The sequence below is a fragment of the Magnetospirillum sp. ME-1 genome, assembly GCF_002105535.1.
Lineage (GTDB): Bacteria > Pseudomonadota > Alphaproteobacteria > Rhodospirillales > Magnetospirillaceae > Phaeospirillum.
Genome location: NZ_CP015848.1, coordinates 2,903,290 through 2,918,665, shown reverse-complemented (window position 1 = coordinate 2,918,665; position 15,376 = coordinate 2,903,290). Strand labels below are relative to the sequence as shown.

Sequence of the window (15,376 nt, the reverse complement as noted above, 5' to 3'; positions counted from 1 at the left end):
GCATCCATGGATTGCCGGGTCACGCCCGGCAATGACGAGAAAATACACTGGGACAAAGGGCTTGAACACCGCCCTCAGGCCGCCGCCTTCTCCGCGATGGCGGCCAGGGTGCGGTCCAGGCGTGCGCCTTCCGGGTCGGCCAGGGCGGCGGCCCGCGCGTTGGCGACGGCGTCGAGCGCGAAGGCCAGCGGCCAGCGTCCGGCGGCGGCGGGCGCGATGACCGAGTCGCGGATGCGCTGGAAGTTGGCGGTGCCGCGCCTCCAGGTCTCGCCATAGCCCTTGATCAGGCGGGCGCAGTCTGCCACTTCGACTCCTAAGGCGGGCGACAGGCGGGCCGCCGCGCTCACCGCGGCCAGCCAGTCCTCGATCCCCGCCTGCTCCTGGGCGAAGCGGTGGGAGAAGCGCCGCCAGGGCTTCAACCCCGCCAGCAGGCGCAGCGAGAGATAGCCCAGGATGCCGTTGGCGTTGACCTGGCGTCCCCAGGCGACCTTGTCGGCCCAGCCGCCCCGGTGGGCGGCATCGAGGATGGGTCGCGCCAGGAAGCCGGGCAGCAGGGCGCAGACCTCCTCCAGTCCGGGCTTGAGGAAATCCTTGACCACCACCGGCTGGCCGGGCCGGGCGGCGATTTCGGCGCGGATGCGCTCCAGGCGCTCGGGCGCGGTCTTGAGGCGCGCCACATGGATGACGTCCTCGAAGCTCATGCGCACCGCCAGATACTTGGCGACGCGGGCCAGCAAAGCCTCGTCGCCGGTGACAGCGGCCAGGGCTTCCAGCCGCTCGGCGTAAAGGCGGGCGTAGCGGGCATCCTGATAGGCGACCAGACGCTTCACGCCCTCTGCGGCCACGGCGCGGGCCGATGGCGGCAGGGTGTCGAGCCGGGCGAACACCGCCTCGGCCCCCGCCACGTCGGCATGGGGGCGCTTGTGGGAGGCGGGCGCGGCGGCGGGGACCTCGCCCTGGGCCGCCGCCAGACCGAGGCGGAAGCCCTTCAGGTTGCTTTCCACCGCCTTGCCCGAGGCGACGATCTGCGCCTCGAAGGTTTCCGGCGCGATGGGCAGACGGCCGCTGCCCGCCACCGCGCCCAGCAGCACGGCGTTGATGACGCAGCCCGCCTGCCTCGCCGCCTGTTCCATGTCGAACAGCAGGCGGTCGCTTGTGCCGGCGGCGATGGCGGCCAGCAATTGCTCGGACTCATAGCGGCCGTCGCCCATCTCCATCTTCTCGGCCACCGCGTGGACGCGGTGGGTCGAGGCGATCAGATGGGTGCGCTCAGGGTCGGACCAGCCCCGCGTCACGCTGCGCGCCGCCTCCATCAGCTCGGTGGCGACGATCAGATCCACCTCGCCCGCCGATGGCGACAGGGCCAGGATGGGCTCGGCATCGCCCAGCTCGGCCAGGGGGGTGGGGAAGATCTCGACGTAATAGGTGGTGGCGCCGGTGCGCTGGGCGACGCCCGGCACCGAAGTGCTCTGCACCGCGAGGCCCGAGGCGTTGGCCGCCTCGACGATCCAGTCGGTGAGCACGCCGCCGCCCTCGCCGCCCATGGCGGCGACGACCAGGCACAGGGGACGTTGGACCCGGCTCATGCGCCGGCCCTCCCCTGCATCCAGCCGATCACCCGGCGGCGTACTCCGTCCAGCCAGAGGTCGAAGCGAGTGGGGTTCGAGATCACCTCGGCCCGCCAGAAGGAGGGACAGAGTGCTGCGGCGTGGGCCACCTCGCCGCACAGGCCGCAGCCGACGCAGGACTGGATCACCGAGGCCACCGGATCGTCCCTTAACGGGTCGGGGTTGGGCTTGATGGTCAGCGACGGGCAGCCCGACAGCCGGATGCAGGCGTGGTCGCCGGAACAGATGTCGTCGTCGACGCCGTAGCGCACCCGCACCACCCGTTCCCCCGCCTTCAGCCTGGCGGCGTCCTCGGCCTTCACCCTTCGCTGGCGGGCCAGTTGGCATTCGCCGTCGGCGATGATGACGCGCAGGCCCTTGCCCGCTCCCTTGATGGCGTCCTTCAGCGTTTCGCGCATGGTGGCGACCGAGTAGGAGCGCACCTTCCTCAGCCACGTCACCCCCATGACCTTCAGCGTCGCCTCGATGTCCATGGGGGTTTCGTTGCGATGCCCCTCGGCCAGCGTCGAGGGCATGAACTGCTGTCCCGTCGCCGAGGTGTAGCCGTTCTGCAAGATGACCAGCACCCCGTCGCCCTTGTTGAAGAGATTGCCGGCGACGCCCGAAATGATGCCGTTGTGCCAGAAGCCGCCGTCGCCCATCACCGCAACGGGGCGCTTGCCGGTGACCGCGCCCACCGCCGCCGAAGAGGCGAGGCTCATGCCGAAGCCTAGGATGGAGTTGCCCATGGAAAAGGGCGGCAGGGTGCCGAAGGAATGGCAGCCGATATCGGCGGAAACGTGAGTCTGCCCCACCTCCTTCTGGGCCAGCTTCAGGGCGCTGAACACCGGGCGCTCGGGACAGCCGGTGCAAAAGCCGGGCGGACGGCCGGGCAGCTCCTTGTCCAGCAGGGTGGAGGCGGCCTTGCGCCGCTCGTCAACCCTGTTGACGATGGCCTGGGCGGGTTCCGAGCCCAGGAACTTGGCCAGCCCGGCGGCCAGCACGTCGGCGGTGTACTCGCCGGCCTGGGGCAGGCAGTCCTTGCCCGAAAGCTTGGTCTGGATATCGGCCTGACGCATCATCAGCGACAGGGTCTGCTCCAGATATTCCGGCGTGCCTTCCTCGACCATCAGCACCGCGTCCTTGCCGGCGCAGAATTCCGAAACTTCTTCCGGCACCAGCGGCCAGGTGACGTTGAGGCAGTAGATGGGGATCTGGGAATGGCCCAGCGCGTCGGCCAGACCCAGCTTGGCCAGCGCCCGCATCAGGGAATTGTAAAGGCCGCCCTGGACGATGATGCCCACATCCGAACGGCTGCCGGGGAACGTTTCGTTGAGCTTATGCTCGCGGATGAAGGCCCTGGCCGCCGGCAGGCGATGCGCCACCTTGGCCTCCTCGTGGGCGAAGGTGCTGGGCGGATGGGACAGCCGCCCGTAATCGAAGGCGGCGGGGGCCTGCAGCGCCGCGCCCGGCCTGTTGGCCTTGGTCTTGAAGCTGCCGGTGACATGGCAGGCCTTGATGCGCAACTCCACCATCACCGGCGTGTTGCTGGCTTCCGACAGTTCGAAGCCCTTCTCCACCATGTGGACGATGGTGGGCAAATGGGGGCGCGGGTCCAACAGCCACAGGGACGACTTCATGGCGAAGGCGTGGCTGCGCTCCTGGATGACGCTGGCCCCGTCGCCGTAATCCTCGCCGATGATGATCAGCGCGCCGCCGATGACGCCGGGCGAGGCCAGGTTGGACAGGGCATCCGAGGCCACGTTGGTGCCCACCACCGACTTCCAGGTGACGGCACCCCGCACGGGATAGGCCAGCGAGGCGGCCAGCAGGGCGGCGGCGCCGGCTTCGTTGGTGGCGGCTTCCACATGCACGCCCAGCTCGCCCAGCAAATCCTCGGCGTCGATCAGCACGTCCATCAGATGGGAGACGGGCGCGCCCTGGTAGCCGCCCACATAGGTGACGCCCGATTGCAGCAACGCCTTGGTGACGGCCAGAATGCCCTCGCCCCGGAAGGTCTCTCCTTCGCCTAAGCGCAGCAATCCTATTTCATGCTGGAACGACCGTTCGGCCATGCCGCCCTCCTTGTCGCCTTGTCATTCCGACGGCCATCGGGAGGAGGAATCTCCGCCCGGTACGACTTTTCCGATTCCGCACCATCTCGTCGGACGGAGATCCCTCGGCTTCGCTCGGGATGACAGTCGTCATATGGGAATTGCCGCCCAATTATTCACCGCCCCCCGAACCTGGGCGGGCGCTTTTCCATGAAGGCCCGCACCCCCTCGGCATAGTCGTGGGTGCGCCCCGCCTCGGCCTGGAGATCGCGCTCCAGGTCCAGCTGGGCATCCAGGGTATTGGCGCCCGAGCGGGCCAGGGCCTTCTTCATCAAAGCGAGGCCCTTTGTCGGCTGGGCCGCCAGCCGGGCGGCCATGGCCAGCACGACGGGCAGGAGCTTATCGTCATCGACACATTGCCAGATCATGCCCCACTGGGCGGCCTGCTCGGCGGTCACCTTGTCGCCCAGCATCATCAGCGCCGTGGCCCGGGCGTTGCCCACCAGACGCGGCAGGGTCCAGGTGCCGCCCGAATCGGGGACCAGGCCCACCTTGCAGAAACTCTGGACGAAGGCGGCGGATCTGGCCGCCACCACGATGTCCGAGGCCAGGGCCAGATTGGCCCCGGCGCCGGCGGCGATGCCGTTGACGGCGGCGATCACCGGCATGGGCAGAGCCTTCAGGCTGCGGATCAGCGGGTTGTAGCGGGCGTCCAGCGATTCCCCCAGGTCGGGGGGCGGATCACCGGGCTTCGACACCCGGTCGGACAGATCCTGGCCGGCGCAAAAGCCCCGGCCCGCCCCGGTGATCACCAGACAGCGGGTACCGTCCTCCGCCACATGGGCGATGGCGGAGCGCAACGCGCCGTGCATGGCCACGTTGAAGGCGTTGATGCGTTCGGGACGGTTCAAGGTGATGGTGGTGACGTCGCCGGAACGGGCGACCAGAATCGTCTCGGTCATTATGCGGCGGCCTCCGCCAGTTGGGCGCGATAGGCTTCGAGGCGCGCCCGCATGGGGCCGGGCATGGGAACCGCCTTCACCTTTTCCTGATCGGCGACGACGCAGACGAAGCTGGTCTCGAAAGCCACCACGTCGTCCGCCCGCTTGCCGATGGTGCGGAAATGGATGGAGGAGCCGCCCACCTTGTCCACCAGCACCGCGATGTCCACCCGGTCACCGGGGCGCAACGGGGCCTTGATCTCCATGCCGATCTTGACGAAGGGCGTGCCGAAGCCGTGCTCCTTGTTGATGGTGTACCAGTCATAGCCGATGACGTCGGCCATGAAGACCTCCAGCGCCTCCATGGCGTATTCCAGGAAGCGCGGCGTGTAGACGATGCGCGCCGCATCCGAGTCGCCGAAATGGACCCGGCGACGATGGATGAAGACGCCGCCCTCGATGGCCTCGATCTCCTCGAACTCAGTAGGTTTCGACATGGTAGCGCCCTTCTTCGCGCATCCTGGGCCGCAGGCCCGCCCAGTCCAGGCCGTGCAGGCGGCAGATATCGGCGAAGGCCTCGTCACAGCCCTGCTCCATGCCCTTCAGGCCGCAGATGAACACATGGGTCTTGTCCGATCCCAGCAGGGCGGCCAGTTCGTCGGCCCGCTCGCGCAGCTTGTCCTGGACGTATTGCTTGGGCCGGTCGGGAACCCGCGAGAAGGCCAGGTTCACGTCGATCAGGCTTTTGGGCAGTTTCATCAGCGGCCCGAAATAGGGCAGCTCTTCCGGCGTGCGGGCCCCGAAGAACAGCATCAGCTTGCCCGTGGCATCCTGGGCATTGCGCCGCCGGCGCTCGGTAAAGCCCCTGAACGGCGCCGCACCCGTGCCGGTGCAGATCATGATGATGTTGGCTTGCGGATCGTCGGGCATCAGGAAGGCCTGGCCGAAGGGCCCGGCCACTTGGACCTCGTCGCCCTTCTTCAGGTCGCAGACATAGTTGGAGCCCACCCCGCCCGGCACCCTTTTCACCGTCAGCGCCAGATTGTTGAAGCCGGTGCGCTCGCCTTCCCGGGGGCTGGCGATGGAATAAAGCCGGATGTTGTAGGCGCGGCCCTTGGCGTCGGTGCCCGGCGGCACGATGCCGATGCTCTGGCCTTCCAGGAAGGGGAAGGCGTTGTGCTGAAAATCGAGCACCACGTGGTGGATGTCGGATTCGGTGCCGTCGCCGGTGATGCGCATGTTGCCGGCGACGCGGGCGGTCACCGGGGTCTCGCGGGAATAGAGGTTGGTGTAGGGCTTGGCGGCGCTGGCGGGCGGCGGCACCATTGGCCCCGTGGTCTGCGTGGCGGCGGCCAGCAGGTCGCTCACCTCCTCGGGCGGCAGGGGGGCGGCCTCGGCCTCGCCGGGTCCGCTCTCGCCCACCGGCAATTCCTCCCAGCCGAACTGGTCGTCGATGCTCCAGGGCCGGGACACCAGCAGCCAGTTGTCGATGGCCCCGGTGGGGCACGGCGAGACGCAGGCGCGGCAGAAATTGCACTTCTCGGCCATCACCACATAGTTGTTGCGGTCATGGGTGATGGCGTCCTGGGGGCAGGTTTCCTCGCAGGTGTTGCAGCGGATGCAGACCACCGGGTCGATGAGATGCTGGCGCTTCAGTTCCATGGCGACCCTTCCTGTTGTTCTTGTCCGTCATGGCCGGGCTTGACCCGGCCATCCATGGACCCCCGGGCCAAGCCCGGGGGTGACGATGTTTGGAGTTCAGGCAAACCGCACGTAGTCGAAATCCACCGCCTGGTTGTTGATGCCCCTGGCCGGCGGAGCGATCCAGTTGGCGAACTTGCCGGGCTGGGTCACCGCGCCGCCCATCAGCGACTGGACATAGGCCAGGTCGGACTGGGACGGCAGCCACTCGTCGCGGCGGCGCGCGAACTCTTCCGTCGAGATGACCTTGCCCGAGGGATCGACCGCGATATCGGAGAAGTGGCCGATGGCGCGGTTGAAGGCCAGGTGGGGAAGGGTCAGCCTGAAGTCGATGCCGTACTTGGCGATGATCTTGTTCCAGCGCTCGACGCCCTTGGCCACGTCCTCGGCCCAGTCCAGGCGCAGGCGCTCGTTCAACGCGTTCAGGGCCGGGACCTCGATGGCCTGGAAGCCGCCGTTCACCGGATGCAGCACCGAGTAGGTGGTGTTCTCCAGCTGGTGGTCGTCGCCGATCTTGGTTTCCTCGAAGCGGCCCTTGAGGCCCATGTTGTACGAGGTCGCCGCGTTGGTGGAGACTTCGGCGCCGTAAAGGTCCGAGGTCACCGAGTAGTGGAAGTTGAGGTAGCGCTGGATGGTGGGCAGGTCGATGACGCCGAACTTCCTCACGTCGTCGGTGCGGTTCTCCTTCATCACCTGGCAGGCGCGCTCGATGATGCGGCCCACGCCCGATTCACCCACGAACATGTGGTGGGCTTCCTCGGTCAGCATGAAGCGGCAGGACCGCGACAGGGGATCGAAGCCGGATTCGGCCAGCGCGCACAGCTGGTACTTGCCGTCGCGGTCGGTGATGAAGGTGAACATGAAGAAGGCCAGCCAGTCGGCGGTCTTCTCGTTGAAGGCCCCCAGGATGCGCGGCTTGTCCTCGTCGCCCGAGCGGCGCTGCAGCATCTCCTCGGCCTCTTCGCGCCCGTCCTTGCCGAAATGGGCGTGCAGCAGATAGACCATGGCCCACAGGTGGCGGCCTTCCTCCACATTGACCTGGAACAGGTTGCGCAGGTCGTAGAGCGAGGGGCAGCACTTGCCCAAGAGGCGCTGCTGCTCCACCGAGGCCGGCTCGGTATCGCCCTGGACGGTGATCAGGCGGCGCAGCATGGCGCGGTACTCGCCGGGCACCTCCTGCCAGGCGTCCTCGCCCTTGTGGGCGCCGAAATTGACCTTGCGGTCCTTCTCCGGCGGGGCGAGGAAGATGCCCCAGCGGTAATCCTCCATCTTGACGTGGCCGAACTGGGCCCAGCCGTCGGGCTCGGCCGAGATGGCGGTGCGCAGGTAGACCTCGGAAGTGCTGGTGCCCTCGGGCCCCATCTCCTTCCACCAGTCGATATAGTGGGGCTGCCAGGATTCCAGGGCGCGCTGCAGCTTCCGGTCCTCGGACAGGTTGACGTTGTTGGGGATCTTTTCGGCGTAATTGATCGAGGACATGACGGTTACACCCTTTCCTGATTGTAGGCTGCGCGCTTGCCGGTGCCGTAGAGCTTCAGCGCTCCGCCGTCACCGACGGCGTTGGGACGCTGGAAGATCCAGTTCTGCCAGGCGGTCAAGCGGCCGAAGATCTTGGTTTCCATGGTTTCCGGGCCGGCGAAGCGCAGATTGGCCTCCATGCCGGTGAGCGAGTCGGGCGAGAAGGCGGCCCGCTCCTCGATCATCAGACGGATCTCGTCGTCCCAATCGATATCGTCGGGAGTGCCAGTGACCAGGCCGAACCGGGCCGCAGCGGCGGCGTCCAGATCCTGGCCGATGGCGTCACGGGCCTTGGTGACGCTGTCGGGCTCGCCCAGGAAACGGGTGGCGAGGCGCGAGATGCCGTTGCCCATGGGCAGCCCGTCGAAGTTCAAGGCCGACAGGCGAATGGTCGCCTCGGGGGCAGGATTGTTCTCGAAGGTGCCGTCCAGCATGAACGAGCGGTCGGCGGCGAACAGGATCTCGGCGACGAAGCCGGCGAAGCAGGAACCGGGCTCCACCAGGGCGAACAGGGTGCGGCTGGTGACATCCAGACGCTTCATGGTGCGCTTCCAGTAGAGCAGGATTTCGCGCACCAGCCAGTCGGAGGCGCCGAACTTCTGCAAGGCGGCGTCGTAGCCCATCACCAGATCGCTGGCACCTTGGGTGCGGAACACCCAGGTGGCGACGGTGATCTCGTTGGCGCGCAGGTGCAGGATGGCGTCGTCCAGCTCGCGCGCCAGGGCCAGGGGGTAGAAGTCGACGCCCAGGGCCTTGATCGCGGCCAGACCCTCGGGACAGGCGGCCTTCGGCCCCTTGATCGTGATGTTGGCGGCCCGCGTTTCGCGGTCGAAGACGATGTCGATGTGGGGATAGCTGACCTTGTCGGTATCGATGACGCGGGCCACAGGGGTCAGCGTCACCCCCTTCTCGGTGGTCGGGCGGTCGGACCCGGCGGCCAGCTGGGCGGCCTTCTCGGCCACGGCGGCCTTGAACTTGGAGGAGGGGACCACTTCGTCCACCAGCCGCCATTCCACGGCGCGCTTGCCCTTCACGCCTTCCTCGATGGAGCAGAAGATGTCGGCCAGATCGCGGCGCACCTTGCGCTTGTCCACCACGCGGGTCAGCCCGCCGGTGCCGGGCAGCACGGCCAGCAGCGGCACTTCGGGCAAGCTGACCGCCGTGTTGCCGTCGTCGACCATCATGATGTAGTCGGTGGCCAGCGCCAGTTCGTAGCCGCCGCCGGCCGCCGTGCCGCTGACCGCGCACAAGTACGTCTGGCGCGAGTTCTCGGTGGCGTCCTCGATGGAATTGCGGGTCTCGTTGGTGAACTTGCAGAAGTTCACCTTGTGACCGTGGCTGGAGACGCCCAGCATCTTGATGTTGGCGCCGGCGCAGAAGATCTTCGGATTGGCCGACGCCATCACCACGGCGCGCACTTCCGGATGCTCGAAGCGCAGGCGCTGCACGGCGTCGTACAGCTCGATATCGACGCCCAGATCATAGGAATTCATCTTGAGCTCGTAGCCGGGCGCCAGGGTTGACACCGGATCCACGTCCATGGTCAGCGTCGCGACGGAACCATCGAACGACAGCTTCCAGTGCCGGTAGCTCTCGGGGGAGGTTTGAAAGTTGATCATGGGCGTGCCGCCTCGGTTGGAATGACTGAATGCACTATAATGCAGGTTTGGAATCGTTCGCAAGAGCAATTTGGTATTAAAGTACCGTTTTGCCGATTGCCTTGCATTATCCTGCATGTGGGGAGGCGAGGCGCGCCCTTCCACCCAAAATTTCGTCACCCCGGAAGCGCGAGGCGCTATCCGGGGCCCAGGGGGAAACGGCAGGATGGATCCCGGCTCGAGGCCGGGATGACGGGAACCTTTAAAGCGCGACCACCGCCGCGCCCTCGGTCATGGCGTCGAGCATGGCCCGGCTGCCCTGGACGGCCGAGCGCTGCATGTAGAAGCGCAAGCCCCGCAATCCCCCCAGTTCCTCGCCGCCGCCGGCCCGGCCCGGTCCGCCGTGGACGCAATGGGGCATGACCACGCCGTGGCCGGAATGGCTTGACGCTACCGAACCATCCACAACCAGGACCCGGCCGTGATGGGTGGCGATGGCCGGGACGAATCCCACCAGAAAGGCGGAATCACTGGAAAAAACCGAAGCCGCCAGCGAGCCGCCGCCCTTGCGGGCCAGGTCCACCGCCTGCTCGACGCCGTCATAGGGCATCAGGGTGGCGACGGGGCCGAACACCTCGATCTCATGAATGGCTTTTGCGGCAAGGGGGTCGTTGCACAGCAGCAACGTCGGGGCCACGAAGCAACCACCATCGTCGTTGCCGCCGCCCGCCACCACCTCAGCCTCGGCCTTCAGCGCCGCCAATCCCGCCCAGGCGGCCTGGGCCTGGGAGCGGCTGACCAGCGGGCCCATGCGCACGCCCTCGGTGCGGGGATCGCCCATCACCGCCTTGGCCAGGGCGGCTTTCAGCCCCTCGACCACCGCGTCGGTGCGATCACGCGGCACCAGCACCCGGCGGATGGCGGTGCATTTCTGCCCGGCCTTGACGGTCATCTCGCGCGATACTTCCTTGATGAAGGCGGCGAATTCGGCCGAATCGGGCGCGGCGTCCGGCCCCAGGGCGCAAAGGTTCAAGGAATCCGCCTCCACCGCGAAGCGGATGTTGGAAGCGATGACGTTGGGGTGCGAACGCAGTTGAAGGGCGGTGTCGGCCGAACCGGTGAAGGCCACCACGTCGCCGGGCTTCAGGTGATCCATCAGATCACGCCCGCCGCCGCACAGCAGCGAGAGGGCGCCTTCGGGCAGCACACCGGCGGCGACCACGTCCTTGACCATCTCGTAAGCGAGAAAGCAGGTGGCGGTGGCGGGCTTGGCCAGGAACGGCACGCCGGCCAACAGGCTTACCGCCGCCTTCTCCCACAGCCCCCAGGAGGGGAAGTTGAAGGCGTTGATATGCACGGCCACCTGGGCCGAACTGGTCCAGATGTGGCGGCCGCGAAAGGCCTCGTCCTTGGTCAGCTGGTCGTCGGAGGCCTCGGCCAGGATGCGGGCCTCGCCCAGCTTGCGCCCGATGGAGGCGTAGTATTTGAGCGTGCCGATACCGCCGTCCACGTCGAGCGCCGCATCCACCGCCGTATTGCCGGAATTGGCCAGCGCGATGGAATTGTAGCGCTCGCGGTTCTCGGCCAGCACGCCGGCCACCGCGTTGATCAGCCCCGCCCGTTGGGCAAAGGTCAGCGCACGCAGCGCCGGGCCGCCCGTGGTCCGGGCATGGGCCAGGGCTTCAGCCATGTCCAGGCCGTCGCCGGACGCGGTGGCCAGCACCTCGCCGCTCACCGGGTCCTTCAGTTGCGCGCCCGAACCGGCGCCGTCCTGCCAACGGCCGGCGAGATAGCTCTGCAAACGGATCATGGGATCATCCTATGGATTTGACGAAGCGCGCGATGGCGGCAAGCGTCGCCACGGGCTGGTCCTTGTGGGGGGAATGGCGGCAGCCGTCGAGCAGCACCACTTCGGCACCCGCTCCGGCCTTGGCCTTGATGGTCTCGTATTGCACGGCGCTGCCGTACTCGTCGTCACGGCCCTGGATCACCATCACCGGCACCCGGATGCCGGGGAGGAATTCCTCCAGGTTCCATTTCATGAAATCGGGATCGAGCCAGGCGCCGTTCCAGCCCCAGAAAGCGCAATCCACGTTGTCGCCGTGCAGCTTCATCAGCCGGGCTCGCAGATCGCCGCTCTCGTACGCCACCTTGGCCTTTTGGATCGAGGCGACGCAGATCTCCTCGTTCATCACATGGGGCGCCAGGCAGACCACGCCCACGATATCGGGAGCCTGGGTGCCGCCGGCATGGATCAGCGAAATGGAGGCGCCGTCGGAATGGCCCACCAGCACCACCGGCCCCAGCTCCAGGTGCTCGAGCAGATGGGTCAGCACGTCCAGGCCCTCGTGATGCATGTAGGTGAGCGGTCGCGGCAGATCCACGGGGGAGGAGCGGCCATAGCCCCGGCGGGAATAGATGAATACCCCGCTTCCCGTCGCCTCGGCCACCTGATCGGGGAAATCGCGCCAGATGCCGACCGAGCCCAGGCCCTCGTGCAGGAACACCAGGGTGGGACGCCCCGGCTTGTGGGGGTGAATCCAGCGATATTCCAGCCGCTGGTCGCCCAGGTCGATCCGTCCGTGCTGATGCTCGCGCCACATGGACCCGGCCTCACTTGGGCCGCGAGAAATCGATCTGCCCGTCGGGCAGCAGGTAAAGCACCAGCGCCGCGCCCTCGGTGAGCGTCGGGCGGTGGACGGAATCGGGGGGATAGACCAGCCAACCCCTGGGCGCGCCGTCGAACTTGGCGTCCTTGTCGATGGACATGATCATGTCGATCTCGCCCAAGGGGTGGCGATGGCGCGGCCCCACCACGTCCTTCATGTGGACCACGTCGATGGAGAATCCCGACAGCCCCGCCTCGGCCTCGGCGACCCGGCCGTAACGGATGCCGCCATGCTCGTTCTCGCACATCCAGCCCTCGGCGATGGCCTTGTGACAGGCGGCCTCGATGGCCTTGAACACCTCGCCGCCCTCGGGGAAGCGGGCGTTCAGCACGTCGCGCAGACCGGCATCCACCGGCAGCCCGGCGATGGAAGAGGTTACCTGCGCCACCAGCGCCTTGAATGCGGATTTGGACACGGATCGTCGCTCCCACGGAGATGAATGACCGGAACTATATCACCGCATTTGCTGCCTTAGAAGCATTATAATGCATGACGCCGTTTCACCTGTCATCCCGAGGCGAAGCCGAGGGATCTCCGCCTGGAAAGCGGTGCCGATACTGAAGAGCCGACCCGGGATGAGATCCCTCGCATGCGCTCGGGATGACACGCCTATTCCGCGCAAGCCAAAAGCCGAACGGCAGAGACCTTCAGTTCGGGAATCTTGGCCACCGGGTCCAGCACCGGATTGGTCAGCAGATTGGCCGCCGCCTCGGTGAAGCAGAAGGGCATGAACAGCGTGCCGGGTTCCAGGCGGGAATCGGCGGCCGCCACCGCCTGGACCGCGCCGCGCCGGCTTTCGAGCCGCACCATGGCGCCCTCGTCCACCCCCAGGCGGGCCATGTCCACGGGGCTGACATTGACCGCCGGTACGCCCTGCAGACTGTCGAGCACGCCCGAGCGTCTTGTCATGGAACCGGTGTGCCAATGCTCCAGCACCCGGCCGGTGGACAGCAGGAAGGGATACTCGCCGTCCGGCACCTCGGCGGGCGCCAGACCCGAGGCGGGGACGAGGCGCGCCCGGCCGCTTTCCGTGGGGAAAGCATCGTCGAACAGAATGGCCTTGCCCGCCGGATAGGTGATGCCGCCCTCTTCCTCCAGCCGCTCCCAGGTGATGCCGGCAAGCGAGCCCATCAGGCCCTGCATTTCGTCGAACACGGATTGGGGGCCGTCATAGGTCCAGGGCAGGCCTAAGCGCTTGCCCATCTCGGTGATGATCCATAAATCCGGGCGCGCCTCGCCCAATGGGGCGATGACCTGTCGACCCATCTGCACATGGCGGTCGGTGTTGGTGAAGGTGCCGGTCTTCTCGAAGAAGCTGGAGGCGGGAAGCACCACGTCGGCCAGCATGGCGGTCTCGGTGAGGAAGATGTCCTGGACCACCAGATGGTCGAGCCCCGCCAGGGCACGCCTTGCATGGGCGAGGTCGGGGTCGGACATGGCGGGATTCTCGCCCTCGATATACATGCCGCGAATCTCGCCCTTTTCGGCGGCCTTCATCATCTCGACCACGGTCAGGCCGGGAACGGCATCCAGCTCCCGCCCCCAGCCGGACTCGAACCGGCCGCGCGCCGCCTCCACCCCCACCCGTCCGTAATCGGGCAGCATCATGGGGATCAGCCCGGCATCCGACGCGCCCTGGACGTTGTTTTGTCCCCGCAACGGATGCAGACCGCTGCCCTTCCGCCCCACCTGGCCGCACAGCAGGGCCAGCGCGATGAGGCAGCGGGAATTGTCGGTGCCGTGGCTGTGTTGCGACACCCCCATGCCCCACAGGATCATGGCCGAGGCGGCACGGGCATACAGCCGCGCCACCGCCCGGATGGTGCCGGCATCGATGCCGCAGACGGGGGCCATGGCTTCGGGGGAATAGGCGGCGAGGTGCCGGGCCAGGTCCTCGAAGCCCAAGGTTCGCGCCGCCACGAAATCCTTGTCGTACAACTCCTCGGCGACGATGACGTGCAGCATGGCGTTCAAGAGCGCCACGTCGGTGCCGTTGTTGAACGTCAGATGATGGGCGGCGAAGCGGGAAAGCGCCTGACCCCGGGGGTCGAGGATCACCAGCTGCGCCCCCTTCTTCACCGCATTCTTGATGAAGCTGGCCGCCACCGGATGGTTGGCGGACGGATTGGCGCCGATCAGGATGATCACCTCGGCGTTGGCCACCTCGGCCACCGGCGCGGTGACCGCGCCGGAGCCGATGCCTTCCAGCAGCGCCGCCACCGACGAGGCGTGGCACAGCCTTGTGCAGTGATCCACGTTGTTGGTGCCAAAGCCGGTGCGCACCAGCTTCTGGAACAGGTAGGCCTCCTCGTTGGAGCCCTTGGCCGAGCCCAGGCCCGCCAGCGACGCCTTGGGCAGCCGCTTCAGTCCCGAAGCGGCGAAATCCAGCGCCTCGTCCCAACTGGCGGGACGGAAATGGGTGAAGGGATCGGCGGCGTCGATCAGTTCCTTGGGCGCGCCCTGCTTGCGGATCAGCGGCACCGTCAGGCGCTGGGGATGGCGGGAATAATCGAAGCCGAACCGGCCCTTGACGCACAGGCGCTCGTGGTTGGCCAGTCCGTCGCGCCCCGTGGCGGCGACGATCTCGTCGCCCGCCACATGATAGGTGAGCTGGCAGCCGACGCCGCAATAGGGACACAGGCTGTCGACCGTGCGCTCCGCCCGCACCGGACCCTTGGCCGGCAGCAGTGCGCCGGTGGGGCAGGCCTGGACGCATTCGCCGCAGCCGACGCAGGAGCTGGCGCCCATGGATTGAGCGAAATCGAAGGTGACGCGGCTGCCCGCCCCCCGTCCGCTCATGCCGATGACGTCGTTGACCTGGACCTCGCGGCAGGCGCGCAGGCACAGCGTGCAGTGGATGCAGGCGTCGAGCCGCACCGCCATGGCCGGGTGAGAGGCATCCAGGCGAATGGGCTGGGCCGTGGGGGCGAAGCGGCTGGTCTCCACCCCCACCTTCCGGGCCCAGCCCATGAAGGCGGACTCCGGGTCGGGCGAGGCGTGGTCGGCCAGCAGCAGCTCGAACACCAGCTTGCGCGACTTCTCCACCCGCTCGCCCCGGCTCAGGACCACCATGCCGGGGGTGGGAAGCCGGCGGCACGACGCCGCCAGGGCGCGCTCGCCCTTGATCTCCACCACGCAGGCGCGGCAATTGCCTTCGGGCGCGAAGCCGGGCCGGTCGGCGTGGCAGAGGTGCGGCAGCGTGGTGCCCAAGCGCTTGGACACCTGCCACAGGGTCTCGCCTTCCGCCGCCTCGACCTCGGCTCCGTCCAGGGTGAAGCGGATCATGAT

At 67.4% G+C, this 15,376-nt stretch carries 11 protein-coding genes; all 11 read right to left on the bottom strand.

The window, feature by feature from the left end:
• Positions 1 to 74: 74 nt before the first annotated feature.
• On the bottom strand, positions 75 to 1,586 hold the full coding sequence (locus WV31_RS13785; protein ID WP_085374110.1) for an indolepyruvate oxidoreductase subunit beta family protein: 1,512 nt from the start codon (positions 1,584 to 1,586) through the stop codon (positions 75 to 77).
• The gene (locus WV31_RS13780; protein WP_085374109.1) at positions 1,583 to 3,682 is read right to left on the bottom strand and encodes a thiamine pyrophosphate-dependent enzyme; all 2,100 of its coding nucleotides are present in this window, start codon (positions 3,680 to 3,682) and stop codon (positions 1,583 to 1,585) included. The genes WV31_RS13785 and WV31_RS13780 overlap by 4 nt, the downstream gene beginning before the upstream one ends.
• A 155-nt stretch (positions 3,683 to 3,837) precedes the next feature.
• Positions 3,838 to 4,623 carry a 2-(1,2-epoxy-1,2-dihydrophenyl)acetyl-CoA isomerase PaaG gene (paaG, locus tag WV31_RS13775; RefSeq protein WP_085374108.1) on the bottom strand — a complete coding sequence of 262 codons (786 nt, stop codon included), beginning with the start codon at positions 4,621 to 4,623 and terminating at the stop codon, positions 3,838 to 3,840.
• The gene (locus WV31_RS13770; RefSeq protein ID WP_085374107.1) at positions 4,623 to 5,099 is read right to left on the bottom strand and encodes an acyl-CoA thioesterase; all 477 of its coding nucleotides are present in this window, start codon (positions 5,097 to 5,099) and stop codon (positions 4,623 to 4,625) included. Before WV31_RS13770 ends, paaG begins: the two co-directional genes overlap by 1 nt.
• Positions 5,083 to 6,264 (bottom strand): benzoyl-CoA 2,3-epoxidase subunit BoxA, encoded by a 1,182-nt coding sequence (gene boxA / locus WV31_RS13765; protein WP_085374106.1) that lies wholly within the window; start codon positions 6,262 to 6,264, stop codon positions 5,083 to 5,085. The genes WV31_RS13770 and boxA overlap by 17 nt, the downstream gene beginning before the upstream one ends.
• 96 nt (positions 6,265 to 6,360) lie before the next feature.
• Entirely contained in the window at positions 6,361 to 7,782 is a 1,422-nt protein-coding gene (gene boxB / locus WV31_RS13760; RefSeq protein WP_085374105.1) for a benzoyl-CoA 2,3-epoxidase subunit BoxB, read from the bottom strand.
• A gap of 5 nt (positions 7,783 to 7,787) precedes the next feature.
• Positions 7,788 to 9,440 carry a 2,3-epoxybenzoyl-CoA dihydrolase gene (boxC, locus tag WV31_RS13755; protein WP_085374104.1) on the bottom strand — a complete coding sequence of 551 codons (1,653 nt, stop codon included), beginning with the start codon at positions 9,438 to 9,440 and terminating at the stop codon, positions 7,788 to 7,790.
• A gap of 241 nt (positions 9,441 to 9,681) precedes the next feature.
• The gene (locus WV31_RS13750) at positions 9,682 to 11,229 is read right to left on the bottom strand and encodes a 3,4-dehydroadipyl-CoA semialdehyde dehydrogenase (RefSeq protein WP_085374103.1); all 1,548 of its coding nucleotides are present in this window, start codon (positions 11,227 to 11,229) and stop codon (positions 9,682 to 9,684) included.
• Positions 11,230 to 11,233: 4 nt separating this feature from the next.
• On the bottom strand, positions 11,234 to 12,022 hold the full coding sequence (locus tag WV31_RS13745) for an alpha/beta fold hydrolase (RefSeq protein ID WP_085374102.1): 789 nt from the start codon (positions 12,020 to 12,022) through the stop codon (positions 11,234 to 11,236).
• Between the two features lie 10 nt (positions 12,023 to 12,032).
• Entirely contained in the window at positions 12,033 to 12,503 is a 471-nt protein-coding gene (locus WV31_RS13740; protein WP_085374101.1) for a 4-hydroxylaminobenzoate lyase, read from the bottom strand.
• A gap of 194 nt (positions 12,504 to 12,697) precedes the next feature.
• Positions 12,698 to 15,373, bottom strand: a complete 2,676-nt coding sequence (fdhF, locus tag WV31_RS13735; protein ID WP_085374100.1) for a formate dehydrogenase subunit alpha — start codon at positions 15,371 to 15,373, stop codon at positions 12,698 to 12,700.
• Positions 15,374 to 15,376: the final 3 nt, after the last annotated feature.